Source organism: Streptomyces sp. S.PB5, from assembly GCF_030403745.1.
Taxonomy (GTDB): Bacteria; Actinomycetota; Actinomycetes; order Streptomycetales; family Streptomycetaceae; genus Streptomyces.
In genome coordinates this window covers 315,218-342,123 of the sequence record NZ_JAQMWP010000003.1, presented here as the reverse complement: position 1 = coordinate 342,123, position 26,906 = coordinate 315,218, and the positions used below count along the sequence as shown (strand labels likewise).

The window sequence follows — 26,906 nt, the reverse complement described above, 5'->3', positions numbered from 1 at the left end:
TCGATGCACGTTTATGCAACCGATCACGAGAGCATGCGCCGCCGCCGGACGGCCCGGCCGACGCCGAGCCCGAGGAGCACCACGAGCGCACCGCTCCCGACCGTCGTGCCCAGTCTCAGCCCCGGCGGATGGAACGTGCAGCTCACCTCGGTCGAGGTGCCGTCCAGCGGCACGGCGATCAGCCCGTGGTACTCCCCCGCCGGCACTTCCGGACCGTCGCCCGTCGCGCAGCGCCAGCCCGCGATCCGGGGTGCCGCGACGACGGCGGTCCCGGTGCTGCCCGCGGGAAGCTCCGCCCGGATCGTGCCGCCGGAGCCGGAGACGGTCACCTCGGTGGCGCCGGTCGCCTTGAGCTGCCGTACGGCATCCCGCAGCCGGGCGGTGTCCAGACAGCCGACCGCGCCGTCCGGGACGACACCCAGTCGCTCCGGGGTCAGCTCGATCGTGAGGCGCCCGGAGGCCGGGACCGTGCCGAGCCGCTGCATGGCGGCGCTCTGGGCCCTGGCGGGGTTGTACCTGAACCGGCCGGTCGGGGCGCCGGCGGCCGACCCGGCTTCGGCTTCGGCGAGCCGTGCGGTGCCGGCGAAGTGGGGTGCCCAGAGGTACACCTCGTCGCCCGCCCGGCAGCGGGTCGTGATCGTCGGTCCCTGGCCCCCGGTGCCGTGGCGGGGGACGCCGATGAGCAGGCCCTCGTGGTTGCGGGGCGGCTGCTTCCCGGCGGCGTTGCGGACCGTGAGGTGGGGCAGGGTGTAGACGCGGGTGCCCAGGAGGAGTTCCTGGTTGCGGTAGGGCGACGGTCCGAAGGAGGAGGCGTCGGCGGACGGCCGTACGGTGACCAGGGGCGGGACGTCCCGCCGGGTGACGGTCAGTTCCTCCCCGTCCTGGCGGAACCAGTTCTGGTGCGGGTCCGGCGGGGAGTGCACCCGGGCGCCGACGGAGAAGACGACGTCCGTGACAGCGTTGTCCAGGCTCTGGAGGCTGCGGGCTCCCGAGGTCCAGCCGTGGCCGAGGGCGCTGAGGGTGCTGCTGAAGACGGCGGAGGTGTGGCTGCTGTAGTACTGGGCGCCCTCGCCGCCGACGAGCAGCGGGTCGTTGCCGACGGTCTGCTCGCGGCCGGGGTCGGTGCGGTAGCGAGGCCAGCCGTCCACCTCCGCGATCGCGTCCGCCTGCCGCTGCTGGCGGTCGCCCCAGGGGGCGTAGTCGTCCATCGCCAGGAACCGGGCCCGCGTGGTCACGGCGTCGGTGGCGGTCGCCTCACCGAGCTGTACACCGATGAGGAGCGTCGCGGCCAGTGCGGCGGGGGCGACGCGCAGCCACGGGAGGCGTCCGCGGCGCAGGCTCAGCAGGGCGAGACCGGCGAGCGCGCCCGCAGCCGCCACGAGGAACACCGGCCAGGCGAAGAGCCGCACGAGATGGCTCCCGCTCGCGACCACCGCGATCAGCGCGAGCAGCCCGGCCGCCGCGCCCAGTGCGCGCCGGTCCAGGGGACCGTAGGAGAGCGTGTGCCAGGCCGCGATCACCAGGAGTGCGCACACGACGAAGGTCTGACGGTACGGGCTGCCCTGCGGGGCGGCGAAGGCGTGCCAGAGGAGGTGGGTCGGGTGCCACTGCATCGACAGGATCACGGCGACGACCAGCACGGTCCACCCGGCGCGCACCCGTCGGGGAGCCGCCCGGTGGAAGGGCAGCGCCAGGGCGAGCAGCAGGGCCGTGGTGCCGACGAAGATCCCGGGTGAGCCGAAGCTGTACGTCGTCGGGAGCAGCCGGGCCAGCAGGTCCTCGGCGCCGACCGGCGCGAACCGTGTGAACCGGCCCGGCGAGGCGTGCGCGCTGCCGAAGTACACGACCGCCACCAGGGGTGCCGCGAGCCCCAGACCGAGCGCGAAGGTCAGGACGGCCCGGCCCGCGGCGGCGAGGGCGCGGCGACGCGGCAGTCCGGAGAGCGACAGCCGCACCAGCAGGACGAGTCCGGCCGCGAGGGTCGCCATGTACGCCGTGTAGAAGTTGGCGATCCACACGGCGGCCACGACCAGCACCCCGAGAAGTGGCCGCCGCCCGCTGAGGATCCACTCGCCGACCAGGCACAGCAGCGGCAGGGCGATGAGCCCGTCGAGCCACATGAGGTTGTACGAACCGGCCGCCACGGTCCATCCGCACAGCGCGTACGAGGCCCCCAGCAGGCCTGCCGCCCACCAGCGGCCGGGGCGCAGCCTGAGCAGCAGCCAGGTCATCGCGGCGGCGGCACAGGCGATCTTCAGCACGGTGATGACGTACACCGCGAGGTCGATCCGGTCCCTCGGGAACACCCCCACGAGCAGGGCGAACGGGCTGGTCAGATAGGTGCCGAGATCGGGCAGGAAGCTGGTGCCGAACCCCGACTGCCAGTTGACGAGGAGTCCGCCGGAGCCGCGTCCGTGCAGCAGGTCCCACAGGTGTGCGTGGAACGGGATGTACTGGTTGCCCAGGTCGTTGACGGTCCGGGTGCGCGGGCCGAAGGGGTAGCTGCGGGCGACGGTGTCGGCGGCGCAGAGCACGAACACGGTGATGGCCGCCGCGAGCAGGGCGGCCTGGCCCGGTCCGGGGCGCGGATCGGCGGGTGGGCGGGGTGCGGGCAGCGGCGGGCGGGTGCCCACGTGTTCGTCCGCGGTTCTGAGCTCATCGCCATGAGCCGTGGTTTTGAGCTCGTCCCCACAAGCTGTGCCACTCATCGTTTTCTGCCCCCGTCCGGGGTGGTCAGCCCCGTCTGTTGTGGATGCGTCGATTTAGACGGAGGGTGAATCCGATGAGTTGTGCGACATGCGTAAGTGGCGGGATGAATTCCAGGCGAGGCGCAAGTTAACAAAGATGCGGGCCGCTGTCGTTCGACAGCGGCCGCACCCCGGGAAACTACTTCTGCCTGATCCTCAGGAACGTGACCGAGTTCGCCGGGAAGGTGTACGTGAATTCGTCCGCGACCGCGTCGAACGTCGACTTCACGGGCGCGACCGGTGTCTCGGTCTCCGTGTTCACCGCGTTCGGGTCGGCCGTCAGGGTGGTCACCCGGGCCTTGGAGGCGACCTTCGCGCCGCCCAGGTCGATGGCCGTACGGGCCGCGGTGGCCTGGGCGTTGACGACCTTGACGATGAGGTCGCCGGTCTTCTTGTCCTTGGTGACGACCTGGCGGAACGGCTCGGCCGGCTTGTCGTCGGTGAAGCTGCCCCACTCCTGGCCGTCGAGGTGGAGGGTGACCTGACGGCCCCGCACCTTGATGTCGATGTCGTAGGTACGGCCCGTCTCGATGCTCCCCGCCTTGGAGATCAGCGTGGACTTTCCGCCGTCCACGGCCTGTTCGACGGCGGAGAGCGTGTTGTTCCAGCCGCCGAGGTTCCACCAGTAGTAGTTGCCGGTGTCCTTGACGCCGAAGGCGACGAGAAAGCCCTCCTTGCCGGACTTCTTGGTGGCCTTCACCTTGAGGTCGTAGTCGTGCCAGTCGACGTCGCCCGCGGACACCATGGTGTTCTCGGCGGCCACGTCGGTCTGCACGTACTGCCCGTCCTGGATCGCCCAGCTGCCGCCGCCCGTGTGCGTCCACTTCGAGGCGTCACCGGAGAAGTCGTCGGCCAGCAGGGAGTTGCCGTCGGCGTCCGTGACCCGCACATCGTCGTACGCCGCTGTCGTCGCCCAGGTCGACAGGCCGACGGCGCCGGTGATGGGGCCGGCCAGGGAGGGCGTGCCGGTGGCCGTGGAGGGCACCACGCGGTCGCCGACGTTGTTCATGAACAGCTTCTGGACCTCGTAGTTGGCGGAGTTCCAGGAGGCGTGGTTGTTGAACCACACCATGTCCGGGCTCCACTGGACGTAGTCCTCGTTGGCGAACAGCGGGGCGTAGGAGGCGAGTTTGACGACGTCGGCGTTGCGCTCCAGGCCGGTCATGAACGCGGCCTCGGCGAGGCCGTTCTTGAAGGCGTTGCCCCAGGAGGCGTATTCGCCGAGGAAGACCTTCGGGCCGCTGCGGTCGTAGGAGTCGTAGCGGTCGTTGTTCTGCAGGAACCACTGCGGGCTGTTGTAGTAGTGCTCGTCGACCATGTCGACGTTCTCCTGGCGGTTGAGCTGCCAGGCCGTGTCGAAGGTCGAACCGGCGTCGTCCGGGCCGGAGTTGGAGACCACCGTGATGTCGGGGTACTCGGCCTCGACTGCGGCGCGGAACTGCTTGAACCGGGCCATGAACTCGACCGGCAGGTTCTCCTCGTTGCCGACTCCGATGTGGGTGAGGTGGAACGGCCTGGGGTGGCCCATCCGGGCGCGCTTCCCGCCCCATTCGCTAGTCGCCGGGCCGTTGGCGAACTCGATGAGGTCGAGGGTGTCCTGGATGTGCCGCTTGAGCAGCGCGTCGTCGTCGGTGGCCTGGTTCTGGCCGCAGCCGGTCACCAGGGCGGGGACGACGGGCAGCGGCATGGCGCCGATGTCCTCGGCGAAGCGGAAGTACTCGTAGTAGCCGAGGCCGTAACTCTGGTTGTAGCCCCAGAAGTTGGAGTTGGTGGCGCGCTCCTCGACCGGGCCGATGGTGTCCTTCCACTGGTAGGACCGCTTGCGCTCGTAGCCGGAGGCCTCGCTGTAGTCCGCCATGGAGCCGGTGTTGACCAGGCAGCCGCCGGGGAAGCGCAGGAAGCCCGGGTGCAGGGCGGCGACCTTCTCGGCGAGGTCCTTGCGCAGGCCGTTCGGCTGGTGCTTGTAGGTGTCCCGCGGGAAGAGGGACACCATGTCCAGGGCGGCCGCTCCCGACGTACCCACGGTCAGACGGCCGTTGCTGCTGGTGCGGGCCGCCGTGAAGGTCGCCCCGTACTTGGCCCAGCCGCCCTTGGCGGCCACCTGGCGGGCGGTGGCGAGGCTGCCGTCGGCGTCCTGAAGGGTGACCGTGAGGGTGGTGCCGCTCCCGGCGCGGGCCCACACGGAGAAGTCGTACTTCTTGCCCTGCTCCACATGGACGCCGGTGTTGTATCCGGCGTTCGTCACGGCCGAACCTGCGCCCAGGGAGAGGTAGTTGCGGTTGCGTGCGTTGAGCCGGCCGGAGTCGTCCAGGACCTGTGCGGTGCCGTCCACCGTCCAGGAGGTGAGGGGGGTGTAGGAGAGGTTGTCGGCCGTGGAGTACTCGAAGGAGCGGTTCTGGACGAGCTCGGCGTACAGACCTCCGTCGGCGGCCCGGTTGATGTCCTCGAAGAAGACGCCGTACATCGTGTCGTCGATCCTTGCGCCCTGGGCGGTGGGGTCGACGGTGATGGCGTAGTCGGCGACGTCCTCGGCATGGGCGGGGGCCGGTACGAGACCGGCGGCCGCCACTAAGGCGGTGGCGGCGAGGCCGAATCTCCAGCGGGTGCGTGACATGAATACTCCGCGGCTCAGTGGGGAGTGGTTCGAAATATCAGACACTGATCAGCAATTCGAACGGCAAGATAGGGAGGGGTCCTCGCGAGCGTCAACGGGTCGCACGGGACCGAAAGTATCGGAAGCGTCGAAAGTGCCGGAAGAGAGGAACGGATGGGCGAGTTCTGGCCGGTCCCGGACGTCCTGGCGTTCCTGGCCGGGGGTTGGCGGGTCGAGCGGTCGGTACGGGACCTCGCGAGCGGTGACGCGGGAGCGTTCTCGGGCACGACGCTTTTCAGCCCGCTCGACGGCGGCGGGCTGCTGCACCGGGAATCGGGCACGTTCACCTGGCAGGGCGTCCCGCGCCCCGCCGAGCGCACCCTGCGCTTCCTGCCGGGCAGTTCACCGGGCGCGGCCGACGTACGCTTCGCCGACGGCCGCCCCTTCCACGACCTGGACCTGACCTCCGGCCGCCATGTCGCCGACCACCCCTGCTCGGCGGACCTCTACCGCGGCGAGTTCAGCGTCCTCGACGCGAACCACTGGCGGACGGTGTGGCGGGTGGGCGGCCCCGCCAAGGACCTGGTCCTCACGACCGACTACGCACGCGAGGGCTGACCGGCCACCCCGTCGAAGCGCAGGTTCCAGCGGCCCGAACGGCCGGTGACGGTGGTCGTCGACAGCGGACGGACGTCGATGTTCCAGTAGGTCGACGGCGGCGCCTTGAGGGCGTACACGAGCGCGGCCCGGACCACCGAGGGCTCGGCGACGGCGACGATCCGGCCGCCGTCCCCCACGGGCCGCGTGTCGAGCCAGCTGCCGACACGGGAGATGAAGGCCAGCAGCGACTCACCGCCGTGCGGGGTGCCGCGCGGGTCGGCGAGCCAGGCGTCCACCGCCTCAGGCTCGCGCGCCATCGCCTCGCCGAGCGTGAGACCGCGCCAGCGGCCCATGTCGCAGTCCCGCAGGGCTAGTTGCACCAGCGGGGCATAGCCGAGGGCGTCGCCCGTCGCGCGGCTGCGCGGGGTCGGCGAGCAGTAGCGCAGCTCCGCCGCGGCCAGCGGCAGCAACTCCCCCGCCGCGCGCTGCACCTCGTCCCAGCCGGCCTGGTCCAGCGGCCGGTCGTCCTCGAAGCGATCCGCGAGCAGGGGTGAGCTGCGGGCGGCGGCGACGAATGTGACCCGAAGTGACATGCGGCGATGGTGAGTGGAGAAAGTCCGCAGGTCAAGGGAGGTTATCTGGGGGTTACGCAGGGTTGGCGGAATCTTACTCCGCGGTCAGGACGTGCCGGACAAGTCCGCCGAAACGAGAGGTGTTAGTAGAGGTGCGCCATCCAGTGGTCCGGGTCGGCGAGCGGCTCGAACCCCGCCTTCTCGTAGACCCCGTGTGCGTCGTGCGTGGCGAGCAGGATCCGGCGCAGTCCGTGCGGGCGCAGGTGCTCGCGCACGGCCTCGACGAGCGCGGTGCCGATGCCCTTTCCGCGTACGGCCGGGTCGACGTAGACGTCGCACAGCCACGCGAAGGTGGCGCGATCCGTGATGACCCGGGCGTACGCCACCTGATCCCCGGAAAGCGTGTCGTACACCCCGAAGTTGAGCGACCCGGCGATCGCCCGGTCCTGCTTCTCCCGGGGGCGGCCGATCGCCCAGTACGCGTCGGTGGAGAGCCAGTGGTGGACGCGGGCGGCGTCGATGCGGTCGGGGTCGGCGGAGATCTCGTAGCCGTCGGCGAGGTTGCTCATGCCGGGATCCTGGCAGGGCGGGGAGGGCGGCGGCGAGCGGTTTCTCGGGGGCGTTGTCGGTCTCGGAGGCGTTGTCAGTGGTGGGTGCGATGCTGTGCGTCATGACGGGGACGACACCGCACGCCACGGACTACGCCTGGTTGCGCGAGCAGCACGACGGCCTGCTGGAGGGCTACTGCGTCACGCTGGTCGACGCCATCACACCGGCCCGCCTGCTCGAAGAGCTGGGGGCCGCACCCGGCATACGGGTCACCGGGGTACCGGCGCTGTTCGAGCCGGCCTTCGAGTTCTGGGACCGGCAGGACGACGGGGACGACGGGGACGACGAGATGTTCGTGGGCGTCGCGGCCCTCGACGGCTGGGCGGTGATGGTCGAGATCCATGGCTGCGTGGGTGTCACCTCATCGGTGATGGGCCCCGTGTCGAAGGGGCGGACCGTGGTCTCGCACTGCCGGAACATCAACGCGGTGGACCACTTCACCTGGCTGGCGGACGGCGAGCTGCTGCTGCACTTCGAGCCCCTCTTCCCGTCCCTGCGGGACGGCAGCGGCGCCGACCGGTTCCTCACGGAGATGCGGGAGTCCGGCTTCGAGCCGGACGAGGAGCGGACTTCGGCCCACCGCCCCACCGAGTCCGCGTTCGCCCTCGCCGAGCGGATCACCGGGATACGGCTGACGGCCGGGCGGTTCGGCTCCCTGGAGTTCGTCTGCGGGGCGGTACGCGCGGGCTAGGCGCTCCGCGGGGAGGGCGGCGAGGGGCTGCCGGCCGGCTGCGGTGCCGACGTGGCCGGACGTGTCCGGTCACGCCCACGCGACGAAGCCGCACTCCGGTACGACCCCGCGCCCCTTCGGGACGCTGCCGCGCCGCAGCCGACTTCACCGGGTCCGCTCAGAAGACCTCGTCACAGGCCGCCCGCAGCCGCCGTACCCCCTCCGCGATCTCCCCGGCACCCGCCACCGCCGCGAAGCTCAACCGCACGTGTCCCGCCGGAGGTTCGGCGCTGAAGTACGGGCGGCCCGGTGTGATCGCGACGCCCGCACGCAGGGCGGCGGAGGTGAGCGCGGCCTCGTCCAGGCCTTCCGGCAGGCGGAGCCAGAGGTGGTAGCCGCCCGACGGGATGTGCGGGAGGGCGAGTTCGGGGAGGCCGAGGCGGAGGGCGGACGTCATGGTGTCCCGGCGTTGCCTCAAGTCGGCCGAGATCGCCCGCAGATGGCGTGGCCAGGCCGGCGAGCCGACGAGTTCGAGCGCGGCCTCCTGGAGGGGGCGGGGCACGAAGAAGGTGTCGACGACCTGGATGGCCCGGAGGCGTTCCAGTACCGGCCCCTTCGCCACCAGCGCGCACACCCGGAAGCTCGGCGAGGTCGCCTTGGTCAGTGAGCAGACGTGGACGACCACACCGTCGGCGTCCTCGGCGGCCAGGGGGCGCGGCAGCTCCCCCGCGTCCTCGTGCACGAGCCGTCGTACGAAGTCGTCCTCGACGACGAACGCGCCGGCCTCGCGGGCGATGCGCAGCACCTCACCCCGCCGCGCAGGGGCGAGCACCGCACCCGTCGGGTTCTGGAACAGGGGCTGGCAGACGAACACCCGGGCGCCGGTGGCCCGGAAGGCGTCGGCGAGGAGTTCGGGCTTCACACCGTCCGCGTCCACCGGGACCGGTACGGGGCGCAGACCGGCCGCGCGGGCGATCGCCAGCATGCCCGGATACGTCGGCGACTCCACCAGCACCGGCGCCCCTGGCGGGGCGAGGGCGCGTAGCGCGATCGTGAGCGCCGACTGGCCGCCCGCGGCGATCAGCACCTCGGCCGCCGTGACGGAGCCGCCGATACCGCGCGCGAACCACTCGCGCAGTTCCGTCAGCCCCTCCATGGGCGGCCTCCCCCAGGCGCCGGGGCGGCGGGCGGCTCGGGAGAGGGCCGCGGCCAGTGCCTGCTCCGGCTGGAGCGAGGGGTGCAGATAGCCGCCGGTGAACTCGATGACCTCCGGCGGCGGTGCGGCGAGCGAGACCAGGACACCGCTCGCGTCCACCGAGCGCGGTACGAGGTCGGCGGCGGCGTCCGCGCTGAGGGCGACCTCCTGCCAGGAGGTGTCCCCGGCCGGGGTGGCGGTCGTACGCGCTTGCGCGCGGAACGCACCCGCGCCGGGCCGGGTGACGACGAGCCCCTCGGCGGCCAGCTGGGCAAGCGCCCGGGAGACGGTCACCGGGCTCACCCGGTAGCGCTCGACGAGCGCCCGGCTGGACGGGAGCTTTCCACCAGGAGAGTAGCGGTTCAGCTCGGATCGCAGCCGTTCCGCCAGCTCACTCACACTGCTACGCTCTTGCATGAGAGCACAGAGTAGCGCTACTACCCCCACCACGATAGCGGTCGACGCCCCGCCCGCCAGGACGACCGGCACCGTCCTCGCCGCCCTCGGGGTCGTCGCCTTCTCCCTCACCTTCCCCTCGACCGCCTGGGGTCTGGAGGGTTTCGGCCCCTGGTCGCTGGTCGGCGTCCGGTCCGTCCTCGCCGCGCTGATCGCCGGGGCGTGTCTGCTGGCGCTGCAGATCCCGGTCCCGGACCGGCGGCACTGGGCGGGGCTCGCGGTCGTGGCCGCCGGGGTCGTCGTCGGCTTCCCGCTGCTGACCACCCTCGCGCTGCAGACCTCGACCACCTCCCACGCCGCTGTCGTGGTCGGGCTGCTCCCGCTCACCACCGCGCTGTTCTCCGCCCTGCGCATGGGCACCCGCCCGTCCCGCACCTTCTGGACCGCGGCCCTCGCCGGGGCGGCCGCGGTCGCCGCCTTCACCGTGCAGCAGAGCGGCGGTGCGCTGACCTCCGCCGATGTCTATCTGTTCGGCGCGCTGCTGGTGTGCGCGGCCGGTTACACCGAGGGCGGCCGGCTCGCCAAGGTCATGCCGGGCTGGCAGGTCGTCGGCTGGGCGCTGGTGCTGTGTCTGCCGGTCAGCGCGCCCGCCGCCGCGGTGGCACTGTCGTACGAGCCCGTGCGGTTCACCGCGCACAGCGTGGCCGGGCTGCTGTGGGTGGCGGCGGGTTCGCAGTTCCTCGGGCTGGTCGTCTGGTACCGGGGCATGGCGATGATCGGGATCCCGAAGGCCAGCCAGTTGCAGTTGGCCCAGCCCCTGCTCACACTGGTGTGGTCGGTGCTGCTGCTGGGTGAGCACCTGACGGTGGCCGCCCCGCTGACGGCCGCGGCGGTGCTGGTGTGCATCGCCGTCACCCAGCGGGCGCGCGGCTGAGGGCCGCGTACGCGCCCCGGCTGAGGGCGTGTACGCGCCGGTCCCAACAGGGCGTCAGCGCCGTAAAATCAAGGCCACGGACCGCTGCTCCCGCACCTCGTGAGGAGGACCGCAGATGCGTGCAACCGTGGGCGACCAGCTTGTGCAGCACGGCAGGGTGGTCGGACAGCACGACAAGATCGGCGAGATCGTCGAAGTGATGGGGCACGAGGGCAACCCCCCGTACCGCGTCCGCTTCGAGGACGGGCACGTGGGCGTGTGCTCACCCGGCCCCGACACCGAGATCCGTCACCGGGACACCGCGAAGTAGTTCAGCGTGAGGTTTTCGCCGGCTGCTGGTAGTGGTCGGCGACGACCCGCGCCATCGCGCCGATCGGATCCGAGGCCACCTCCCTGGCGGCGAAGAACACATGCCCGCAGACCTCCGGGTGTTCCTTGGCGAGGGTGAGGTGCCGGGACAGCTCCGCGGGGTCCTGCCAGGCCGCGGGCTGGGCCGGGTCCCCGGCCTTGTACAGCGCCTCGCCCAGGTACAGCTTCGTCCTGCTCCCCCGCGCCACATCGGCCCACCAGGGCACGAGCTTCGCGTAGTCGGCGACGGCCAGGCCGATGTTCCAGTACAACTGCGGCACGAGGTAGTCGATCCAGCCCTCCTGGACCCACTTGCGGGTGTCCGCGTAGTTGTCGTCGTACGACTGCACCCCCGCGCCCGTGTTGGAGCCGAGCGGATCGGTGGCCACGTTGCGCCACACGCCGAAAGGGCTGATTCCGAACCGGGTGGCGGGCCGGATCTGCTTGATACGGGCCGCGGTCTCCAGCACCAGCTTGTCGATGTTGTCCCGCCGCCAGTCGGCCCGGGTGGCGAACCCGCCGCCGTACTCGTCGTAGGCCGCGTCGTCGTCGAAGGTCTGTCCGGCGACCGGGTACGGGTAGAAGTAGTCGTCGAAGTGGACCGCGTCCACCGGGTACTTCGCCACCGCGTCGAGGATCGCGTCCTGCACGAAGGCACGGACCTCGGGCAGCCCGGGGTTGTAGTACAGCTTCCCGCCGTACGGCACCACCCACTCCGGGTGCTGCCGCGCCGGGTGCGAGGCGACGAGCCCCGCCGGATCCGCCTGGTTGGAGATGCGGTACGGGTTGAACCAGGCGTGCAGTTCCAGTCCCCGCCGGTGCGCCTCCCGTACGGCGGTCCCGAGCGGGTCCCAGCCGGGGGCCTTGCCCTGGGTTCCGGTCAGGTACTGCGACCAGGGCTCGTACGGTGAGGGCCACAGCGCGTCCGCGGTGGGCCGTACCTGGAGGATCACGGTGTTGAGGCGGTCGGCCACGGCCCTGTCGAGGTGGCCGATGAGCTCGGCCTTCTGCTCCTTGGCGGTCAGGCCGGACCTGGAGGGCCAGTCACGGTTGGCCACACTCGCGATCCATACGCCCCGCGTCTCACGCACCGCACGCGAATGACGGGCCGGCGCGGCCTGCGCGGCCGACGCGCTCCCCGAAGCGGTGGTGAGCGTCGTGAGCGTGGCCAACGCGAACGCCCGACGTGACAAACGACCCATCTGTACACCCCGAAATCCGGCAGATCCGCCCGACCGCGGACCGTTCGCGCCCAGGATGCCCGACCCCACCGATCGATCATCGATACTTTCCAGTAACGTGCACGAACGGAGCAGGGCATCTCCACAAAGAGTCCCTGCGGAGTTCGTGGACCAGCGAAAGGGACGATGTGACGGACATCCCCGCGGGAGACATCGCGCGCGTCGGAGTAGTGGGCTGCGGCCAGATGGGAGCCGGCATCGCCGAGGTCTGCGCCCGCTCCGGACTGGACGTGAAGGTCGCCGAGACCACCGGCGAGGCCCTGGAGATCGGCCGGACCCGGCTGCTGAACTCCCTGGCGAAGGCCGCCGAGCGCGGCAAGATCACCGAGGAGGAGCGGGACGCGACGCTGGCGCGGCTGTCCTTCACCACCGACCTCGGCGAGTTCTCCGACCGCGATCTGGTGATCGAGGCCGTCGTCGAGAACGAGCAGGTCAAGACGGAGATCTTCCAGGTCCTCGACCAGGTCATGACCCGCCCGGACGCGATCCTCGCCTCCAACACCTCGTCCATCCCCCTGGTGAAGCTGGCGGTCGCCACCTCGCGGCCCGACCATGTCATCGGCATCCACTTCTTCAACCCGGCCCCGGTGCAGAAGCTCGTCGAGCTGATCCCGGCGCTCACCACCTCCGAGGGCACGATCAGCCGCGCCCAGGCCTTCGCCGAGAAGCTCCTCGGCAAGCACGCGATCCGCGCCCAGGACCGCTCCGGCTTCGTGGTCAACGCGCTGCTGGTGCCGTATCTCCTCTCCGCCATCCGGATGTTCGAGTCGGGCATCGCGGGCCGCGAGGACATCGACAACGGCATGGAGATGGGCTGCGCCCACCCGATGGGCCCGCTGAAGCTGTCCGACCTGATCGGTCTGGACACGATCGTCTCCATCGCGAACTCCATGTACGAGGAGTACAAGGAGCCCCTGTACGCCGCTCCCCCGCTGCTCCAGCGCATGGTGGACGCGGGCCGGCTGGGCCGCAAGACGGGTTCCGGCTTCTACACCTACAGCTGACAGGTCTCAGCCATGTGCACAGTGCCCGTTTCAGGGTGCTGATTACACAGTGCGACGAACACGGGCCCGGCACTCTTCGGAGCGCCGGGCCCGCCGCATTCACACACCGTGTGCGCGCCGGGCCCGCATATGCCTGTCGCACACGCTCCCCACGCGTCCACCAGGGGAGTTGACTCTTCATGCGCATGCAAGGGATGTGACGACTACGGAAAGGAGTGGACCCGTGACCACCGACCCGGAGCATCCCGTGGTCCATGGAGAACTCGCAGAGTTACGCCGCCGCCTCGACGTCGCGTACGCGCGTGTCGAGGGAGGGCTCGCACTGCTCAGCCATCGCACGGAGGAGACGGACAAGGAACTGGACGACCTGAGCGCACGCATCGTCGCACTGGAACACGCCCGCTGGCCGCTGCCCGCCGTCGCCGCCGTGACAGCCGTGGGCGCGCTGATCGTGGCGATCTGGCAGGCCATCGGCCGCTAGGACGCGGGACGCGGTGGGGGGAGTCAGGGCAAGGCGTCCTGCCCGAGCCTCAGATGGTGCAGCAGGAGTAACGCGGCCGCCATGTTGGCGGCCGGGACCTCCCCACGGGCGACCATGTCGGGGACGAGCTTGAGGGGGACCCATTCCCGGCGGTCCGACTCGAAGTCGTCCACGGGGTGTCCCACGTACTCGCCCTCCTCGGCCCAGTAGATGTGGTGCCGGGCGTCGGTGAGCCCGTTGGACGGTTCCACGCTCATGAGGTGGTGCAGAGGTCCCGGTCGCCAGCCGGTCTCTTCCTCGAGTTCCCTGGCGGCCGCGTACGCGATGTCCTCGCCGTCCTCGACGACACCCGCGGCCAGTTCCCACCCCCAGCTGTCGGTGATGAAGCGGTGGCGCCACAGGAGGAGGACCTCATTGGCCTCGTTGACCACCGTGGCCACGGCAACGGGCCGCAGCCGTATCAAAAAGTGATCGAGGTGCCGACCGTCCGGCAGCTCGACATCCGCGAGGTTGACGCTGAACCAACGGTTTTCATACACAGTTTGTTCGTTCTGTTTCGTCCACTGCACGGTTCTGCCACCTTCCGCCGAGTAAGTGGCAATATCGCAGCAGGAGCAGTTCGGCAGCAGACGCCGGGACACCACTCACAGCTGCGGCGCAGTGTGTGGGTGAGGGTTCACAGCGGTACGCGCAGGGCTCCGTCGATCAGTTCGGCTGCCTCGGCCGTGCCCGCGCAGCCGCTGCGGACCAGGTGTTCGCGCACCGCCCGGAGTCTGTCGCGCAGTCGCTGGGACTCCATTCCACGGGCCTGTTCTGCCATCTGCACCGCGGTGGCCACCGCCTTGTCGGCGTTGCCCTGGCGCAGCTCGATCGTGCTCAGCATCGCGAGCCGGTGCACCCGGCCGCGGTCATGGGCGGGATTGTCGACGGCGACCGAGGCATGCTCTCTCGCCGCCACCAGTTCGCCGAGGCTGAGGAGTGCCTCCGCCACCTGGACGTTGACGAGTCCCGGCTGGACATAGCCCGTTTCGTCGGGTTCGTATCCCCGCCGGATGCGTTCTGCGGCCTGTTCGGCACGCCGGATGCAGGACAGCGCGCTCGTGCCGTCGCCGAGGTGGGCGTACGCCTTCGCCTGCATCGCGTAGAGGTCGGAGGCGAGCGCGGGGGTGATGTGCTTGCCGGCGGCGCGCAGCGCGGCCTCCGCGAAGGCGACGGCCTGCCGGTGCTCACGCATGAACAGCGACTGGTTGACGAGGAGCGCGATCACATAGGCCCCAAGTCCCCGGTCGCCGCTGGCCTTTGCCAGGCGCAGGGCCTGGTGGAAGTAGCGCTGGGCGAGGCCGTGCGCATCGGAGTCGTACGCGCAGATCCCGGCGACCGCCACCAACCCGCCGGTGGCCCGGTGCAGTTGGCGTCCGGTCTCGTCGGTGTAGCTGCCGCGCAGCAGGGGCGCGGCCTCGGCGTTGAGGAACCCGACGATCCGGGCGCGGGTCGCTATGCCGCCGGCCTTGCGGTACATCTGCTCGTAGTGCGTCCGGGCGGCCCGCAGCATCTCCAGGTCACCGGCGGTGACCCGGTGCCGGCCGCCGCGCGAGACGTCGACGTCCTCGGGCGGGTTCTCCCACTCCCACACCGGCATGACGGCGGGGGTGCCGGTCACGGCCGGGGCTCCCAGTATGTGCGGCCGCTGCTGCTCGTCGGAGCGCCACAGGGCGGTGGCCCGCTCCACGAACCCGGAGAGCGAGGTGGTGTGCGGGGTGGCGGGTTCGCCGGGCACGCCGAGGCCGATGTCGTCGAGTGTGACCGTGCGGTGCAGCCGGGCGGCGAGCACCTCGCAGATCAGGTCGGGCACCTGACCACGCGGCCGCTGCCCCTTCAACCACCGTGCCACGGCGGTGTGTTCGTACCGGAGCGCGAGCCCGCGCGCACGTCCGGCCTGGTTCACGTGTGCGGCCAACCCCGCGTGCGAGATCCCCGCTTCGTCCAGGATCGCGTCGAGCAGAGTGTTGGGCTGCATATATGCCCCCCGGGTGGCTCGGTGCCGACCGTGCCGTCAGAGTAATGGGTGTGTCTTCACACGGGGTGTGAACGGAGTGCCCGAATCCGTAGCGTGCGCGCACTGTTGCGGAGAGTTTCCAGCCGGTTGACTGAAATGCCTCGCAAGAGGCCGGCCGGGCCGCCGGCTCCCCCTCGTACAGTGCGGCGGCCCGAATCCGCGCCGTCCGCCGCAGCTGCCTGCCCGACACTCCGTGGTTGCGACGGACGGCGACGGGCCGCTGGTGCGCTAGAGGCTCGTTGTCGACTGCGGGCTCGTCGTGGCTGGTCGCGCCCGCGCGGCGGAGCCGCTGATGTCACCGCCCCGCGCCCCTAAGGTGCGATGCAGTGGACGATCGTTTTGCAGCACCAGTAGCGCGATGTCGTCCTTGGGGGCTCCCGTCGAGTGGCGAAGCAGGCCTGCGAAGACCGAGCCCAACACCGCTTGGGGAGTCTCCCCCGCAGCCTTCGTCAAGGCTCCCCGCAGAGAAAAGAACCGGCCATGAGCGTCTCGCGCGTCCTCGGCTCCGTCCGTGTGGAGGACCAGGGTTTCTCCTGGGAGGAGGTGACCACATTGCACAGGCGGCAGTTCAGAGGGGAGTGGGAAGGACCCGAGCGGTGGGAGGGGATCCGCTCGGGCGAGGGGGTCGACTCGTGAGCCGCTCAGCAGGTGAGGCCACGGGTGGCCGCAGTTGAGTGCGGATACGTCGCTGTCGCGGCCGATCTCCAGGAGCAGTACGGTGACGAACTCCTCCGGGACGGAGGCGTCGTCCCGAGCCCGCTCACGCAGGTGTCGGTCCAGTGCCCGTTCCAACCGGCGGAGCACGCCGCCGAGTTCGGGCTCGTCATGGACCGCCTCGCGGAAGCTGCCGAGGACGGCGGCGACGGTGCCGAGGGCGGCGAGGCCGTGGCCGCGGACGTCGCCCATCACGACCCGTACGCCGTGTTCGGTCGAGATGACCTCGTACAGGTCGCCGCCGACGGAGGCGCCACGGTCGGCGGAGAGCTGGGCGGCGGCGATGTTCAGCCCGTCGATGCGGGGCGGGAGCGGCCGCAGCAGGGCGCTCTGCGCGGCACCGGCGACCTGTCGGATCTGCCGGAGCTCACGCAGTAACACATGCCGCACATGGGCTATCAGCCCGGTGCCGACGACGAAGAACACGACGCTGGTGGCGAGCCTCGCGCCGAAGTCGGTCTGCTGGGCGAGCGGACAGGTCAGCTTGTACGTGACCGCCACGGCACCCCAGGCGCTGGGCAGCCCCAACGCGAGCACCTTGCGGGGAACCCGACCCCTGATACGGATCATGCCGATGGCCCCCCAATAGGCCCAGATGCAGAGACGGACCGACCCCGAAAGGCCGGTCCGATTCTGTCGACAGCATGACCCGGAAGGACCAGATCACCAGCAAAGCTCACTCAATTGAGTGACGTGACTACAAGCGCCCCGACGATCAGCCGCGCAACACCGCGCCCGTGCGCTCACCCGCAAGGGCAACCGCCGCATCCCGGGCCGCCGACGCCTCATCCACCGTCAGCGTCCGGTCAGCCGCCCGGAACCGCAGCGCATACGCCAGCGACTTCTTGCCGTCGCCCAGCTGCTCCGCGTTCTCGTACACGTCGAACAACCGGATCGCCTCAAGAAGCGAGCCCGCGCCCTCACGCAGCGCCGCCTCGACATCCGTGTGCGGCACGAACTTGTCGACGACCAGCGCGACATCCTGCGTGGCGACGGGGAACGTGGAGATGCTCGGCGCCTGAGGCGTGTCGTCGCCGACGGCCTCCAGCGCATCGAGGTCCAGCTCCATCGCGGAGGTCCGCGCGGGCAGCCCGAACGCCTTCACGACGCGCGGGTGCAGCTCACCGGCGTACCCGACGACCTTCTCCGCCCCGTCGGCCACGACCACGAACTCGGCGCACCGCCCCGGGTGCCAGGGCCCGTACTGCCCACGGCGGACGACCAGCTCGACCCCGGCCTCGCGCGCCACCGCGCGCCCCGCCTCGATCGCGTCTGCGTAGTCGGCCGGACGGCCCTTGCCCCACCAGCCGGCCTGTTCACGGGCGCCCGCGAGGACGGCCGCCACATGCCGCGGCTGCTCCGGCAGCACGGCGTTCAGCGCGGCGATCTCCTCGTCGGTCGGACGCCGGTCGACGGGCAGCTGCGCGGCGACACCCTGCTCCTCGCGCGGCTGGAAGACCAGCCCCGTCTCGAAGAGGGCCAGGTCGTGCGAGCCCCGCCCGTCGTTGCGCCGCAGCGCACCGAGCAGGCCCGGCAGCAGCGACGTACGGAGCGCGGGCTCCTCGTCGCTCAGCGGGTTGGTCAGCTTGACGACACGGCGGGCCGGGTCGTCGGCCTCCAGGAGGAGCTGGTCGAAGACCTGCTCGCCGATGAAGGGGTAGTTCGGTGCCTCGACGTAACCCGCACCGGCCAGCGCCCGCCCGACGCGGCGGTGCAGCCGCTGCCGGTGGGTCAGGCCGCGGCCCGACGGGGGCTTGGGCAGCGTGGAGGGCAGGTTCTCGTAGCCCTCGAGGCGGATGACCTCTTCGGCCAGGTCGTTGACCTCGGCGAGGTCGGGACGCCAGGACGGCACGGTGACGATCAGCTCGTCCTGCCCGTACACGTCACAGCCGACCTGCTGGAGACGGCGTACGACGGTCTCGCGGCCGTACTCCACGCCCGCGACCTTGTCCGGGTGGTCGGCGGCGACGGCGATGGTGTGCGGCGCGGACGGCGTGGCGACCTCGGTGACACCGGCGTCGGCGGTGCCGCCCGCGAGCAGCACGAGGAGGTCGACGGTGCGCTGGGCCGCAGCCGCAGCCGCGGCCGGGTCGACACCGCGCTCGAAGCGCCGGGACGCCTCGGAGGAGAGCTTGTGACGGCGGGCCGTACGCGCGATCGACACCGCGTCGAAGTGCGCGGCCTCGATGACGACGTCGGTCGTGCCCTCGCCCTCCTCGTGATCCGCGATCTCCGTGTTGGCGCCGCCCATGACACCCGCGAGGCCGATCGGGCCGCGGTCGTCGGTGATGACGAGGTCCTCGGCGTGCAGCTTCCGCTTGGCGCCGTCGAGGGTGACGATCTCCTCGCCCTCGGCGGCCCGGCGGACGCCGATGGTGCCCTGGACCAGCCCACGGTCGTAGGCGTGCAGCGGCTGGCCGAGTTCCATCATCACGTAGTTGGTGATGTCGACGGCGAGCGAGATCGGGCGCATGCCGACCTTCTGCAGACGGCGCTGGAGCCAGATCGGGGAGCGCGCCTCGGGGCTGAGGCCGCTGACCGTGCGGGCCGTGAAGCGGTCGCAGCCGAGCGGCTCGGAGACCTGGACCGGGTAGCCGTAGGCGTTGGGGCCCGGGACGTCGAGGAGGGCCGGGTCGCGCAGCGGCAGGCCGTAGGCGATGGCGGTCTCGCGGGCGACGCCGCGGATGGACAGGCAGTCGCCGCGGTTGGCGGTGACGGCGATGTCCAGGACCTCGTCGACGAGTTCGAGGAGCTCGATGGCGTCCTTGCCGACCTCGGTCTCCGGGGGCAGCACGATGATGCCGTGGCTGCCGTCGTCGCCCATGCCCAGCTCGTCGCCGGAGCAGATCATGCCGTGGGACGTCTTGCCGTACGTCTTGCGCGCGGAGATCGAGAAGCCGCCCGGCAGGGTGGCGCCGGGGAGGACCACGACGACCTTGTCGCCGACGGCGAAGTTGCGGGCGCCGCAGACGATCTCCTGGGGCTCACCGGTGCCGTTGGCCTGACCCACGTCGACCGTGCAGAAGCGGATCGGCTTCTTGAAGCCCTCCAGCTCCTCGATGGTCAGCACCTGGCCGACGACGAGGGGGCCCTTGAGGTCGGCGCCGAGGTGCTCGACGGTCTCGACCTCGAGGCCTGCCGAAATGAGCTTGGCCTGGACGTCACGGCCGGTTTCGGTCGCCGGCAGGTCGACGTACTCCCGCAGCCAAGAAAGCGGGACCCGCATCAGATCTCCATCCCGAACGGCCGGGTGAACCGGACGTCACCCTCGACCATGTCTCGCATGTCTTCGACGTTGTGGCGGAACATCAGCATCCGCTCGATACCGAACCCGAAGGCGAACCCGCTGTACTTCTCGGGGTCCACGCCACAGGCGGTCAGCACCTTGGGGTTGACCATGCCGCAGCCGCCGAGCTCGATCCAGCCCTCGGAGGAGCAGGTGCGGCAGGGGCGGTCGGGGTTGCCGACGGACTCACCGCGGCACACGTAGCAGACCATGTCCATCTCGGCGGACGGCTCGGTGAAGGGGAAGAAGTTCGGCCGCAGCCGGGTCTTCATACCCTCGCCGAACAGGGCCTGGACCATGTGGTCCATGGTGCCCTTGAGGTCGGCCATGGTGAGGCCCTCGTCGACGGCCAGCAGCTCGACCTGGCGGAAGACCGGGGTGTGCGTGGCGTCCAGCTCGTCGGTGCGGTACACGACACCGGGGCAGATCACGTACACCGGCAGCTCACGGTCGAGCAGCGAGCGGATCTGCACGGGCGAGGTGTGGGTGCGCAGCACGACACCGGACTCGGTGCCGCCCTCCGGGCCCTGCACGAAGAAGGTGTCGGCCTCGCCGCGGGCCGGGTGGTCCGGGCCGATGTTCAGGGCATCGAAGTTGAACCACTCCGCCTCGACCTGCGGGCCCTCGGCGACCTCGTAGCCCATGGCCACGAAGACGTCCTCGATGCGCTCCGACAGGGTGGTCAGCGGGTGGCGGGCGCCGGCCGGTACGCGGTCGTACGGCAGCGTGACGTCCACCGACTCCTCGACCAGCACACGCGCGTCGCGCTCTTCCTCCAGCTCGGCCTGGCGGCCCGCGAGGGCCTTGTTCACGGCGCCGCGGGCCTGCCCGACGAGCTTTCCGGCGGCGGCCTTGGCCTGCGGCGGCAGGGCGCCGATCTCGCGGTTGGCGAGGGCCAGCGGCGAGGTGCCGCCGGTGTGGGCGACCTTGGCCTCCTGGAGCGCGTCGAGGGAGCTCGCTGCGGCGAAGGCGGCGAGCGCCTCGTCCCGCATGCGCTCGATCTCTTCTGGCTTCAAGGCCTCGACCTCGACAGGGTCGTACGACTTATTCGGTGCCGACATCTCTTCCCGTGCTTCCGATTGGCTGGCTGAAGGTCCCCGTCGCCGACTCACGCGGAGGTCAGAGGGCCGTCCATGGGACACAAAGGTGCCAAAGGCCGAGTCTAACGGGGTGGAGGTATACGAATGCGCCCGTGGGCCGCTAGGCGAGATACGCCGGCGTCGCCACGGGCAACGTAAATCGGAACTCGGCGCCGCCGCCGGGGGCGCGGCCGACCGTGATGGTCCCGCCGTGGGCTTCGACGATGCCCTTGACGATGTACAGCCCGAGGCCGGTGCCACCGCGCTTGCTGCCCCGCCAGAAGCGGGTGAAGACGCGGTTCATGGATTCCTCCGGGATGCCGGACCCCTCGTCGCTCACCGTGACCGACGTGCCGACGTCCTCCCCCTCACGGGGGGACGCCGCGGGCGTGATGTCAATCGTGACGGTTCCCTCGCCGTGCCGCACGGCATTTTCGAGGAGGTTGCTGAGCACCTGGTCGATCTTGTCGGGGTCGGCCCACAGCATGGGCAGCGGCTGCTCGATGCGCAGCAGGAACCGGTCGGCGGTCTGCCCTGCGGCGACGTACGCCTGGATGTGCCGCCCGACCGCGGCCCCGATGTCGACGGGCTGCCGCCGCACTTCCAGCCGCCCGGAGTCGATCCGCGAGATGTCCAGCAGCTCGGCGATGAGCCGGGTGACCCGGTCGGCGTCGGCGTCGACGGTCTCCAGCATCAGCCGTTTCTGGTCGTCCGTGAACCGTTCCCACTTGGCGAGGAGGGTGGCGGTGAAGCCTTTGACGGAGGTGAGCGGCGAGCGCAGCTCATGAGCCACGGTGGCGATCAGCTCGGCGTGACTGCGCTCGGTGCGACGGCGGGCCTCGGTGTCGCGCAGGCACACCACGACGCGGTGGACGGGTCCGGTGGGCTCGGTGCGCACGTACTGCGCGGAGACGAGGACCTCACGCCCGCCGGGGAGGAGCAGATTCCGCTCGGGCTGCCGTCGCCGGATGGCGAGCCCGCCGTACGGATCGGTGATCTGCCACCAGCGGCGCCCTTCCAGATCCTCTAACGGCAGGGCCTTGTCGAGCCGCTGTCCGAGGGCCTCGGCGGCGGGGACGGCGGTGATGCGTTCGGCGGCGGCGTTGAAGGAGACGACCCGGCCGTGCTCGTCGGCGACGACCAGTCCGTCGGGCAGGAGGTCGGGGTCGATGCCGGGCCCGGCGCGGTCATCGGGACCGGACGCGGATCCGTGCCGCACGTCGCGTGCTCCCGGTGCGCTGCTCGTGCCCACACTCATCCCCGTACCCCACCTCTCACGACGGCTGAGGGGCCCCCGAGCTGGTCACCCTACTAGCTCTCGGTGACGGAGCGGCACCCTCCGGAGGCGCGCTGTGCACGGGCCGACGCGTAGAGACATACGGCGGCCGCGGTCGCGAGGTTCAGGCTCTCGGCCTTCCCGTGGATCGGGACGCGCACGACGGCGTCCGCGAGCGCGCGGGTCTCCTCCGGGAGCCCCCACGCCTCGTTCCCGAACACCCACGCGGTCGGTCCGCCCATGGTGCCCTTGTCGAGCTCGTCGTCGAGGTCGTCGGTCCCGGCCCCGTCGGCGGCGAGGATCCGCACACCGGCGTCCTTGAGCCCCTGGACGGCCTGCTCGACGGGCACCCCGACGGCCACCGGCAGATGGAACAGCGAGCCCACGGAGGCCCGTACGGCCTTGGGGTTGTAGAGGTCCACGGACGCGTCGGTCAGTACGACGGCCTCGGCCCCGGCGGCATCGGCGCAGCGCAGGACGGTCCCGGCGTTCCCCGGGTCGCGGACGTTCGCGAGGACGGCGACGAGTTTGGGGCGGGCGGCGAGGATCTCCTCGAAGGGGGTGTCGAGGAACCGGCACACGCCGACGAGCCCTTGCGGGGTGACGGTGGTGGAGATGTCGGCGATGACGTCCTCGGAGGCGAGGTGCACCCGCGCCCCGACGCCACGGGCCTCACCGACGATGTCGGCGTAGCGCTCGGCGGCCTCCACGGTCGCGAACAGCTCGACCAGCCCGTGCCCGGCGGCCTCCCGCACGGCCTGCGGCCCCTCGGCCAGGAACAGCCGCTCCTTGCCCCGGAAGTTCCGCTTGGCGAGCCGCCGGGCGGCCGACACTCGGGGGGAGCGTGGGGAAATCAGCTCGGGCGTAACGGGGGGCATCAAGGTCACCTAACTATTTTCCGCCGCATCGGCGATCAACCACGACGGCGGACTCCGGCGGTGCCGAACTCGCCTCCGCCGCACAACACAACGGACCCGCAGGCACAAGCCCACGGGTCCGATTGTCACGTCGGCCTAAGCCCAGCGCAGCGTCACGCCGCCTTGGGGGCGTTGACGTCCGCCGGCAGAGCCTTCTGCGCAACCTCGACCAGCGCGGCGAACGCGGTGGCGTCGTTGACGGCCAGCTCGGCCAGGATCTTGCGGTCGACCTCGATGTTCGCGGCCTTCAGACCCTGGATGAAGCGGTTGTACGTGATGCCGTTGGCGCGGGCAGCGGCGTTGATGCGCTGGATCCACAGCTGACGGAAGTCGCCCTTGCGCTTCTTGCGGTCGTTGTAGTTGTAGACCAGCGAGTGGGTGACCTGCTCCTTGGCCTTGCGGTACAGGCGCGAACGCTGACCGCGGTAGCCGGAGGCCTGCTCGAGGATCGCCCGGCGCTTCTTGTGGGCGTTCACTGCCCGCTTGACGCGTGCCACTTTTTACTCCTTGTAGCGGGGCCGTGGTTGGACTCACACGGCCCGGAATCGATGGGGTCCCGGTCCAGACGTACGGCGCGAAGGGATCCGCAGATCACCGCGCCGCGTACGTCACTTGCCGAGAAGCTTCTTGATCTTCGCGGCGTCGCCCGGGGCCATCTCGGCGTTGCCGGTGAGGCGACGCGTCACGCGGGACGACTTGTGCTCGAGCAGGTGGCGCTTGCCGGCGCGCTCACGGAGCACCTTGCCGGAGCCGGTGACCTTGAAGCGCTTGCTGGCACCGCTGTGCGACTTGTTCTTCGGCATAGCGCCGTTCTCTCCTCTGGGTGGCGCTCCGGTGCCCGGTCGTGAAACCGGGCACACGGTGGAGCGTCGCTCTTGTATCGGTTACGTCCTGGGGACTCGCGTCCCCCGGGATCACGCCTCGGCGGAAGCCTCGGCCGGAGCCTCGGCAGCTTCCTCGGCGATCTCGGCGTCCGCGGCGTTCTGCGACTTGCCGGGGTTCGCCTTCGCTTCGGCCTTGCGGGCCTCCTGCGCCTGACGGGCCTCGGCCATCGCCTCGGTCTTCTTCTTGTGCGGACCGAGAACCATGATCATGTTCCGGCCGTCCTGCTTCGGGTTCGACTCGACGAAACCGAGGTCCTGGACGTCCTCCGCGAGACGCTGCAGCAGTCGGTAGCCGAGCTCCGGCCGGGACTGCTCGCGACCACGGAACATGATCGTGATCTTGACCTTGTCGCCCTGCTTGAGGAACCGGACGACGTGACCCTTCTTGGTGTCATAGTCGTGCGGGTCGATCTTCGGCCGGAGCTTCATCTCCTTGATGACCGTGTGCGCCTGGTTCTTGCGCGCTTCACGGGCCTTCATGGCCGACTCGTACTTGAACTTCCCGTAGTCCATGAGCTTGCACACGGGCGGACGGGCGTTCGCCGCGACCTCGACCAGGTCCAGGTCGTACTCCTGCGCAAGCTCCAGTGCCTTGGCCAGCGGGACAATACCCACCTGCTCGCCACTGGGACCGACAAGTCGCACCTCGGGAACGCGAATCCGGTCGTTGATGCGGGGCTCGGCGCTGATGGATCCTCCTCGGTTAGCACCACACAGCCGTCTGGCGGACGGCCGCGTTTGTCTCTGTTCGACTAGACCTAACCGCGCCGAAGCACAAAAAATGCCCCGGACGATCACAAGACGGGGCTCCAAAGCACTGCCGGAGCACCGCCGCGATGATCGCGGGGCGCACATTCGGGCGACTCCATCGTCCGTACGGAACGATGGTGGCCGCCTGACCGGGGTGACCCGCCGCCCCGGAGGACGGTCAGGTGGGAGATCGGAGCCTCCACTTGTGGGCCGGGCACACGCACTTTCTCAAGGGGGTGTCCAGCCGGTCGTCACACAAGGTTAGCAGCAACCCGGGGGTGGTGCGAACCGGAGTGCACCGGGGCCTATCGTGTGGGGCATGAGTGACACCCCTCCTGAGTCCCCCGCCGACTTCGACGAGATGACCCGCGACATCGCCGAGGTCCCCGCCGTCGAGGTGATCGTGACGGTCGCCGTCAACCTGATGAGCGCCGCCGCGGTGAAGCTCGGTCTGACCGAGGAGGGCGACAAGTACAAGGACCTGGACGAGGCCCGCAAGCTGATCCACGCCCTGGCCGGCCTCCTCGACGGCAGCGCGACGGAGATCAGCTCCTTCCACGCGGCCCCGCTGCGGGACGGCCTGAAGTCCCTCCAGCTGGCCTTCCGTGAGGCGTCGATCGTCCCGGACGAGCCGGGGCAGGGGCCGGGCGAGAAGTACACGGGCCCGGTCTACGGCTAGTCCCCGCAGCTCTATCGCACATACAAGGGCTCGCCCGGAGGCGTCGCCCCGGCCGGCAGCAGTGCCAGGTCGAGGCCGCGCACCAGGCGGGCCCGCAGTGTTTCGTCGGCGGCGAGCCGCTGGGCGACGGCACGCGCTGCCTCGGCGGGGGCGGCCGACTCGTCGAGCACGAGGGCCAGGGTCCCGTCGGCCTGCCCGGGCCCCAGATGGGCACGGAGTACGGCGGTCTCGGCGGCCACCGCGCTGCGTACCGCCTCCCGGACGGCCGGGTCGGCCAGCGGATCGGTGGTCGTCCGGCCCTCGGCGAGGGCGAGCAGCGCCGGGCCCGTCAGCTCGAACGGCACCGGTCCGGCCAGATCCAGCACGACCGTGTCCGCCTTCTCGTGCGCGGCGGCCTGCAGCGCCTGGTGCAGGGGGACGGCGACGGGGCGGGCCTGCGGGTCCCAGCGGGCCAGCGAGTCGGTGGAGGTGAAGGCGGGCAGGGCGACGCGGTCGCCGGCCTTCAGCGTCGGCACGGCCATGTCGCTGGTCTTCTCGCGGCGCAGTCCGTTCTCGTCCTCCTCGACCTCGCCGAGCACGGCCACGACGGGAACGAGGAGCCGGGTGCCCTTGAGCGCCTCCAGTACCGGTCCCACGGCGGTGCGGTCCTCGGCCCAAGCGGCGAGCGCAGCGCTCAGCCGGGGGTCGGCACAGCCGTCGTCGTCGGAGAAGCCGGGGTCGGGAATGTTCTTGTTCGCCACAGTGACAGACCCTATCGGGGGGATGCTGCTGGGTTTGTGCGGGCCCGGAAACCTGTTCGTGACGCCCTTCACCGGAATCTCAGATTTCCCTGACACACATCTAACTTTCGTCTAACGGACCGCACAGCCGACGGCCCGACCATCACGGTCATGGAGTCCTCCAGAGTCCGCCGAAGCCGTCGCCCGCTCTCCTCGCGACGCCGTCCGCTGATGTACACCGCCCTCGCGTCCGTCGCCATCGTCGGCGGTACGGCGGCGGGGACCGTGTACATGAAGGCGCAGGCGCACTCGGGTTCCGCCGCCGTGCCGTCGGCCGTACCGTCGGCCCTACCGTCGGCCGCGTCGCCGAGCCCGGTGGCGACGACCCAGGAGGCATCGGTGGAACCCGTGACACAGCCGACGGTGGACCACGACGATCTGCTGGCCGCCGCCATGAAGGCGGTGACCGTGCCGGGCGACACCGAGGTGTCGGTGGCCGTGCGCGATCTGGACTCCGGGGAGAGCGCCACGTACGGGGACGGCTCGTTCGACACGGCGAGCATCGTCAAGGTCGACATTCTGGTGGCGTTGTTGCTGCAGGCGCAGGACGAGGACCGGCATCTGACGAGCGCCGAGAAGTCGTACGCCACGGCGATGATCGAGAACAGCGACAACGTCTCGGCGTCGGCGCTGTGGCGGATCATCGGCAGGGCAAAGGGGCTGGACGCGGCGAACTCACGTCTCGGACTGACGGACACCGAGGGCGGGGACGGCATGCTGTGGGGGCTGACGCAGACCACGGCGGCGGATCAACTCACGCTGCTTCAGCAGGTGTTCGGGGACGACTCGGAGTTGAGTCAGACGTCCCGGAAGTATGTGCGGGGGCTCATGGGGCAGATAGCCGTCGGCCAGCGCTGGGGGGTCTCGGCCGCGGCGGACGGGTCCGCGTGGGCTCTGAAGAACGGGTGGCTGCCGCGCAGCACGACCGGGCTGTGGGACATCAACAGCATCGGGCGGGTCACGGCGCCGGACGGCGGCGCGTACCTGGTCGTGGCTCTGTCGAACGGCAACGTGACCAAGGAGAAGGGGATTTCGCTCGTGGAGTCGGCCGCGAAGGCCGCGGTGTCGGTGTTCGCGGGCTGAGGCTCGACGCACC

General features: G+C 70.6%; 25 protein-coding genes. 8 read left to right on the top strand and 17 right to left on the bottom strand.

Annotation, left to right across the window (positions count from 1 at the left end; genetic code table 11):
- Positions 1–23: 23 nt before the first annotated feature.
- On the bottom strand, positions 24–2,708 hold the full coding sequence (locus tag PH203_RS10370) for a YfhO family protein (RefSeq protein ID WP_289918922.1): 2,685 nt from the start codon (positions 2,706–2,708) through the stop codon (positions 24–26).
- A gap of 178 nt (positions 2,709–2,886) precedes the next feature.
- The gene (locus tag PH203_RS10365) at positions 2,887–5,361 is read right to left on the bottom strand and encodes an alpha-L-arabinofuranosidase C-terminal domain-containing protein (RefSeq protein WP_289918920.1); all 2,475 of its coding nucleotides are present in this window, start codon (positions 5,359–5,361) and stop codon (positions 2,887–2,889) included.
- A gap of 153 nt (positions 5,362–5,514) precedes the next feature.
- Between PH203_RS10365 and PH203_RS10360 the strand changes: the two genes are divergently transcribed.
- Positions 5,515–5,958, top strand: coding sequence for a DUF6314 family protein (locus PH203_RS10360; RefSeq protein ID WP_289918918.1), 444 nt, complete (start codon positions 5,515–5,517; stop codon positions 5,956–5,958).
- On the opposite strand, the gene PH203_RS10355 is transcribed toward PH203_RS10360, so the two are convergent.
- Together PH203_RS10355 and PH203_RS10350 are read right to left on the bottom strand one after the other, a co-directional pair.
- Positions 5,940–6,533, bottom strand: a complete 594-nt coding sequence (locus tag PH203_RS10355) for a histidine phosphatase family protein (protein WP_289918916.1) — start codon at positions 6,531–6,533, stop codon at positions 5,940–5,942. The genes PH203_RS10360 and PH203_RS10355 overlap by 19 nt on opposite strands.
- Before the next feature lie 122 nt (positions 6,534–6,655).
- Positions 6,656–7,081 carry a GNAT family N-acetyltransferase gene (locus tag PH203_RS10350; RefSeq protein WP_289918914.1) on the bottom strand — a complete coding sequence of 142 codons (426 nt, stop codon included), beginning with the start codon at positions 7,079–7,081 and terminating at the stop codon, positions 6,656–6,658.
- Positions 7,082–7,182: 101 nt separating this feature from the next.
- On the opposite strand from PH203_RS10350, the gene PH203_RS10345 reads away from it, so the two are divergent.
- Positions 7,183–7,812: a DUF6461 domain-containing protein gene (locus PH203_RS10345; protein ID WP_289918912.1), complete on the top strand. Its 630-nt coding sequence runs from the start codon at positions 7,183–7,185 to the stop codon at positions 7,810–7,812.
- Positions 7,813–7,969: 157 nt separating this feature from the next.
- Here the strand turns inward: PH203_RS10345 and PH203_RS10340 are convergent, their stop codons facing one another.
- Positions 7,970–9,403, bottom strand: coding sequence for a PLP-dependent aminotransferase family protein (locus PH203_RS10340; protein WP_289918911.1), 1,434 nt, complete (start codon positions 9,401–9,403; stop codon positions 7,970–7,972).
- Here PH203_RS10340 and PH203_RS10335 point away from each other — a divergent pair.
- Both PH203_RS10335 and PH203_RS10330 read left to right on the top strand, forming a co-directional pair.
- Positions 9,402–10,316 carry a DMT family transporter gene (locus PH203_RS10335; protein ID WP_289918908.1) on the top strand — a complete coding sequence of 305 codons (915 nt, stop codon included), beginning with the start codon at positions 9,402–9,404 and terminating at the stop codon, positions 10,314–10,316. The genes PH203_RS10340 and PH203_RS10335 overlap by 2 nt on opposite strands.
- A gap of 115 nt (positions 10,317–10,431) precedes the next feature.
- On the top strand, positions 10,432–10,626 hold the full coding sequence (locus PH203_RS10330; protein WP_289918905.1) for a DUF1918 domain-containing protein: 195 nt from the start codon (positions 10,432–10,434) through the stop codon (positions 10,624–10,626).
- A gap of 1 nt (position 10,627) precedes the next feature.
- On the opposite strand, the gene PH203_RS10325 is transcribed toward PH203_RS10330, so the two are convergent.
- Entirely contained in the window at positions 10,628–11,866 is a 1,239-nt protein-coding gene (locus PH203_RS10325) for a family 10 glycosylhydrolase (protein ID WP_289918901.1), read from the bottom strand.
- Positions 11,867–12,033: 167 nt separating this feature from the next.
- Here PH203_RS10325 and PH203_RS10320 point away from each other — a divergent pair, with 167 nt between their 5' ends.
- On the top strand, positions 12,034–12,909 hold the full coding sequence (locus PH203_RS10320) for a 3-hydroxybutyryl-CoA dehydrogenase (protein WP_289918899.1): 876 nt from the start codon (positions 12,034–12,036) through the stop codon (positions 12,907–12,909).
- Positions 12,910–13,132: 223 nt separating this feature from the next.
- Positions 13,133–13,390 (top strand): hypothetical protein, encoded by a 258-nt coding sequence (locus PH203_RS10315; RefSeq protein WP_289918896.1) that lies wholly within the window; start codon positions 13,133–13,135, stop codon positions 13,388–13,390.
- A gap of 23 nt (positions 13,391–13,413) precedes the next feature.
- Here PH203_RS10315 and PH203_RS10310 read toward each other — a convergent pair whose 3' ends face one another.
- From PH203_RS10310 to infC, 10 genes are all read right to left on the bottom strand, one after another.
- Complete coding sequence (locus PH203_RS10310; protein ID WP_289918895.1) at positions 13,414–13,959, bottom strand: NUDIX hydrolase; 546 nt, start codon at positions 13,957–13,959, stop codon at positions 13,414–13,416.
- Positions 13,960–14,066: 107 nt separating this feature from the next.
- Positions 14,067–15,407: a transcriptional regulator gene (locus PH203_RS10305; protein ID WP_289918893.1), complete on the bottom strand. Its 1,341-nt coding sequence runs from the start codon at positions 15,405–15,407 to the stop codon at positions 14,067–14,069.
- A gap of 267 nt (positions 15,408–15,674) precedes the next feature.
- The gene (locus PH203_RS10300; RefSeq protein ID WP_289918891.1) at positions 15,675–16,730 is read right to left on the bottom strand and encodes a PP2C family protein-serine/threonine phosphatase; all 1,056 of its coding nucleotides are present in this window, start codon (positions 16,728–16,730) and stop codon (positions 15,675–15,677) included.
- Between the two features lie 145 nt (positions 16,731–16,875).
- Entirely contained in the window at positions 16,876–19,386 is a 2,511-nt protein-coding gene (pheT, locus tag PH203_RS10295) for a phenylalanine--tRNA ligase subunit beta (protein ID WP_289918888.1), read from the bottom strand.
- Positions 19,386–20,507: a phenylalanine--tRNA ligase subunit alpha gene (gene pheS, locus PH203_RS10290; protein WP_289918886.1), complete on the bottom strand. Its 1,122-nt coding sequence runs from the start codon at positions 20,505–20,507 to the stop codon at positions 19,386–19,388. Before pheS ends, pheT begins: the two co-directional genes overlap by 1 nt.
- Positions 20,508–20,646: 139 nt before the next feature.
- On the bottom strand, positions 20,647–21,783 hold the full coding sequence (locus PH203_RS10285; RefSeq protein ID WP_289918884.1) for an ATP-binding protein: 1,137 nt from the start codon (positions 21,781–21,783) through the stop codon (positions 20,647–20,649).
- A 53-nt stretch (positions 21,784–21,836) separates the two neighbouring features.
- Complete coding sequence (locus PH203_RS10280; protein ID WP_289918883.1) at positions 21,837–22,679, bottom strand: RNA methyltransferase; 843 nt, start codon at positions 22,677–22,679, stop codon at positions 21,837–21,839.
- A 152-nt stretch (positions 22,680–22,831) separates the two neighbouring features.
- A complete protein-coding gene (gene rplT / locus PH203_RS10275; RefSeq protein WP_033531708.1) occupies positions 22,832–23,215 on the bottom strand; it encodes a 50S ribosomal protein L20 in 384 nt (127 codons plus the stop codon).
- Between the two features lie 111 nt (positions 23,216–23,326).
- Positions 23,327–23,521, bottom strand: a complete 195-nt coding sequence (rpmI, locus tag PH203_RS10270; RefSeq protein ID WP_004933563.1) for a 50S ribosomal protein L35 — start codon at positions 23,519–23,521, stop codon at positions 23,327–23,329.
- Positions 23,522–23,632: 111 nt separating this feature from the next.
- Entirely contained in the window at positions 23,633–24,292 is a 660-nt protein-coding gene (infC, locus tag PH203_RS10265) for a translation initiation factor IF-3 (protein WP_289919442.1), read from the bottom strand.
- Positions 24,293–24,671: 379 nt separating this feature from the next.
- Here infC and PH203_RS10260 point away from each other — a divergent pair, with 379 nt between their 5' ends.
- The gene (locus PH203_RS10260; RefSeq protein WP_046261477.1) at positions 24,672–25,031 is read left to right on the top strand and encodes a DUF1844 domain-containing protein; all 360 of its coding nucleotides are present in this window, start codon (positions 24,672–24,674) and stop codon (positions 25,029–25,031) included.
- Positions 25,032–25,042: 11 nt separating this feature from the next.
- Here the strand turns inward: PH203_RS10260 and PH203_RS10255 are convergent, their stop codons facing one another.
- Positions 25,043–25,771: an SseB family protein gene (locus PH203_RS10255; RefSeq protein WP_289918853.1), complete on the bottom strand. Its 729-nt coding sequence runs from the start codon at positions 25,769–25,771 to the stop codon at positions 25,043–25,045.
- Between the two features lie 150 nt (positions 25,772–25,921).
- Here PH203_RS10255 and PH203_RS10250 point away from each other — a divergent pair, with 150 nt between their 5' ends.
- Positions 25,922–26,893, top strand: coding sequence for a serine hydrolase (locus tag PH203_RS10250; protein WP_289918851.1), 972 nt, complete (start codon positions 25,922–25,924; stop codon positions 26,891–26,893).
- The last annotated feature ends 13 nt before the right edge of the window (positions 26,894–26,906 follow it).

What these genes read in the sequence shown, in the direction of transcription:
- PH203_RS10305 (WP_289918893.1), bottom strand. Translation starts at nt 15,407, where the DNA reads ATGCAGCCCAACACTCTGCTCGACGCGATCCTGGACGAAGCGGGGATC.
- PH203_RS10370 (WP_289918922.1), bottom strand. Translation starts at nt 2,708, where the DNA reads ATGAGTGGCACAGCTTGTGGGGACGAGCTCAAAACCACGGCTCATGGC.
- PH203_RS10335 (WP_289918908.1), top strand. Translation starts at nt 9,402, where the DNA reads ATGAGAGCACAGAGTAGCGCTACTACCCCCACCACGATAGCGGTCGAC.
- PH203_RS10360 (WP_289918918.1), top strand. Translation starts at nt 5,515, where the DNA reads ATGGGCGAGTTCTGGCCGGTCCCGGACGTCCTGGCGTTCCTGGCCGGG.
- PH203_RS10285 (WP_289918884.1), bottom strand. Translation starts at nt 21,783, where the DNA reads ATGAGTGTGGGCACGAGCAGCGCACCGGGAGCACGCGACGTGCGGCAC.
- PH203_RS10250 (WP_289918851.1), top strand. Translation starts at nt 25,922, where the DNA reads ATGGAGTCCTCCAGAGTCCGCCGAAGCCGTCGCCCGCTCTCCTCGCGA.
- pheT (WP_289918888.1), bottom strand. Translation starts at nt 19,386, where the DNA reads ATGCGGGTCCCGCTTTCTTGGCTGCGGGAGTACGTCGACCTGCCGGCG.
- PH203_RS10280 (WP_289918883.1), bottom strand. Translation starts at nt 22,679, where the DNA reads ATGCCCCCCGTTACGCCCGAGCTGATTTCCCCACGCTCCCCCCGAGTG.
- PH203_RS10350 (WP_289918914.1), bottom strand. Translation starts at nt 7,081, where the DNA reads ATGAGCAACCTCGCCGACGGCTACGAGATCTCCGCCGACCCCGACCGC.
- PH203_RS10325 (WP_289918901.1), bottom strand. Translation starts at nt 11,866, where the DNA reads ATGGGTCGTTTGTCACGTCGGGCGTTCGCGTTGGCCACGCTCACGACG.
- PH203_RS10340 (WP_289918911.1), bottom strand. Translation starts at nt 9,403, where the DNA reads ATGCAAGAGCGTAGCAGTGTGAGTGAGCTGGCGGAACGGCTGCGATCC.
- PH203_RS10345 (WP_289918912.1), top strand. Translation starts at nt 7,183, where the DNA reads ATGACGGGGACGACACCGCACGCCACGGACTACGCCTGGTTGCGCGAG.
- PH203_RS10330 (WP_289918905.1), top strand. Translation starts at nt 10,432, where the DNA reads ATGCGTGCAACCGTGGGCGACCAGCTTGTGCAGCACGGCAGGGTGGTC.
- rpmI (WP_004933563.1), bottom strand. Translation starts at nt 23,521, where the DNA reads ATGCCGAAGAACAAGTCGCACAGCGGTGCCAGCAAGCGCTTCAAGGTC.
- PH203_RS10365 (WP_289918920.1), bottom strand. Translation starts at nt 5,361, where the DNA reads ATGTCACGCACCCGCTGGAGATTCGGCCTCGCCGCCACCGCCTTAGTG.
- PH203_RS10260 (WP_046261477.1), top strand. Translation starts at nt 24,672, where the DNA reads ATGAGTGACACCCCTCCTGAGTCCCCCGCCGACTTCGACGAGATGACC.
- pheS (WP_289918886.1), bottom strand. Translation starts at nt 20,507, where the DNA reads ATGTCGGCACCGAATAAGTCGTACGACCCTGTCGAGGTCGAGGCCTTG.
- PH203_RS10300 (WP_289918891.1), bottom strand. Translation starts at nt 16,730, where the DNA reads ATGATCCGTATCAGGGGTCGGGTTCCCCGCAAGGTGCTCGCGTTGGGG.
- PH203_RS10355 (WP_289918916.1), bottom strand. Translation starts at nt 6,533, where the DNA reads ATGTCACTTCGGGTCACATTCGTCGCCGCCGCCCGCAGCTCACCCCTG.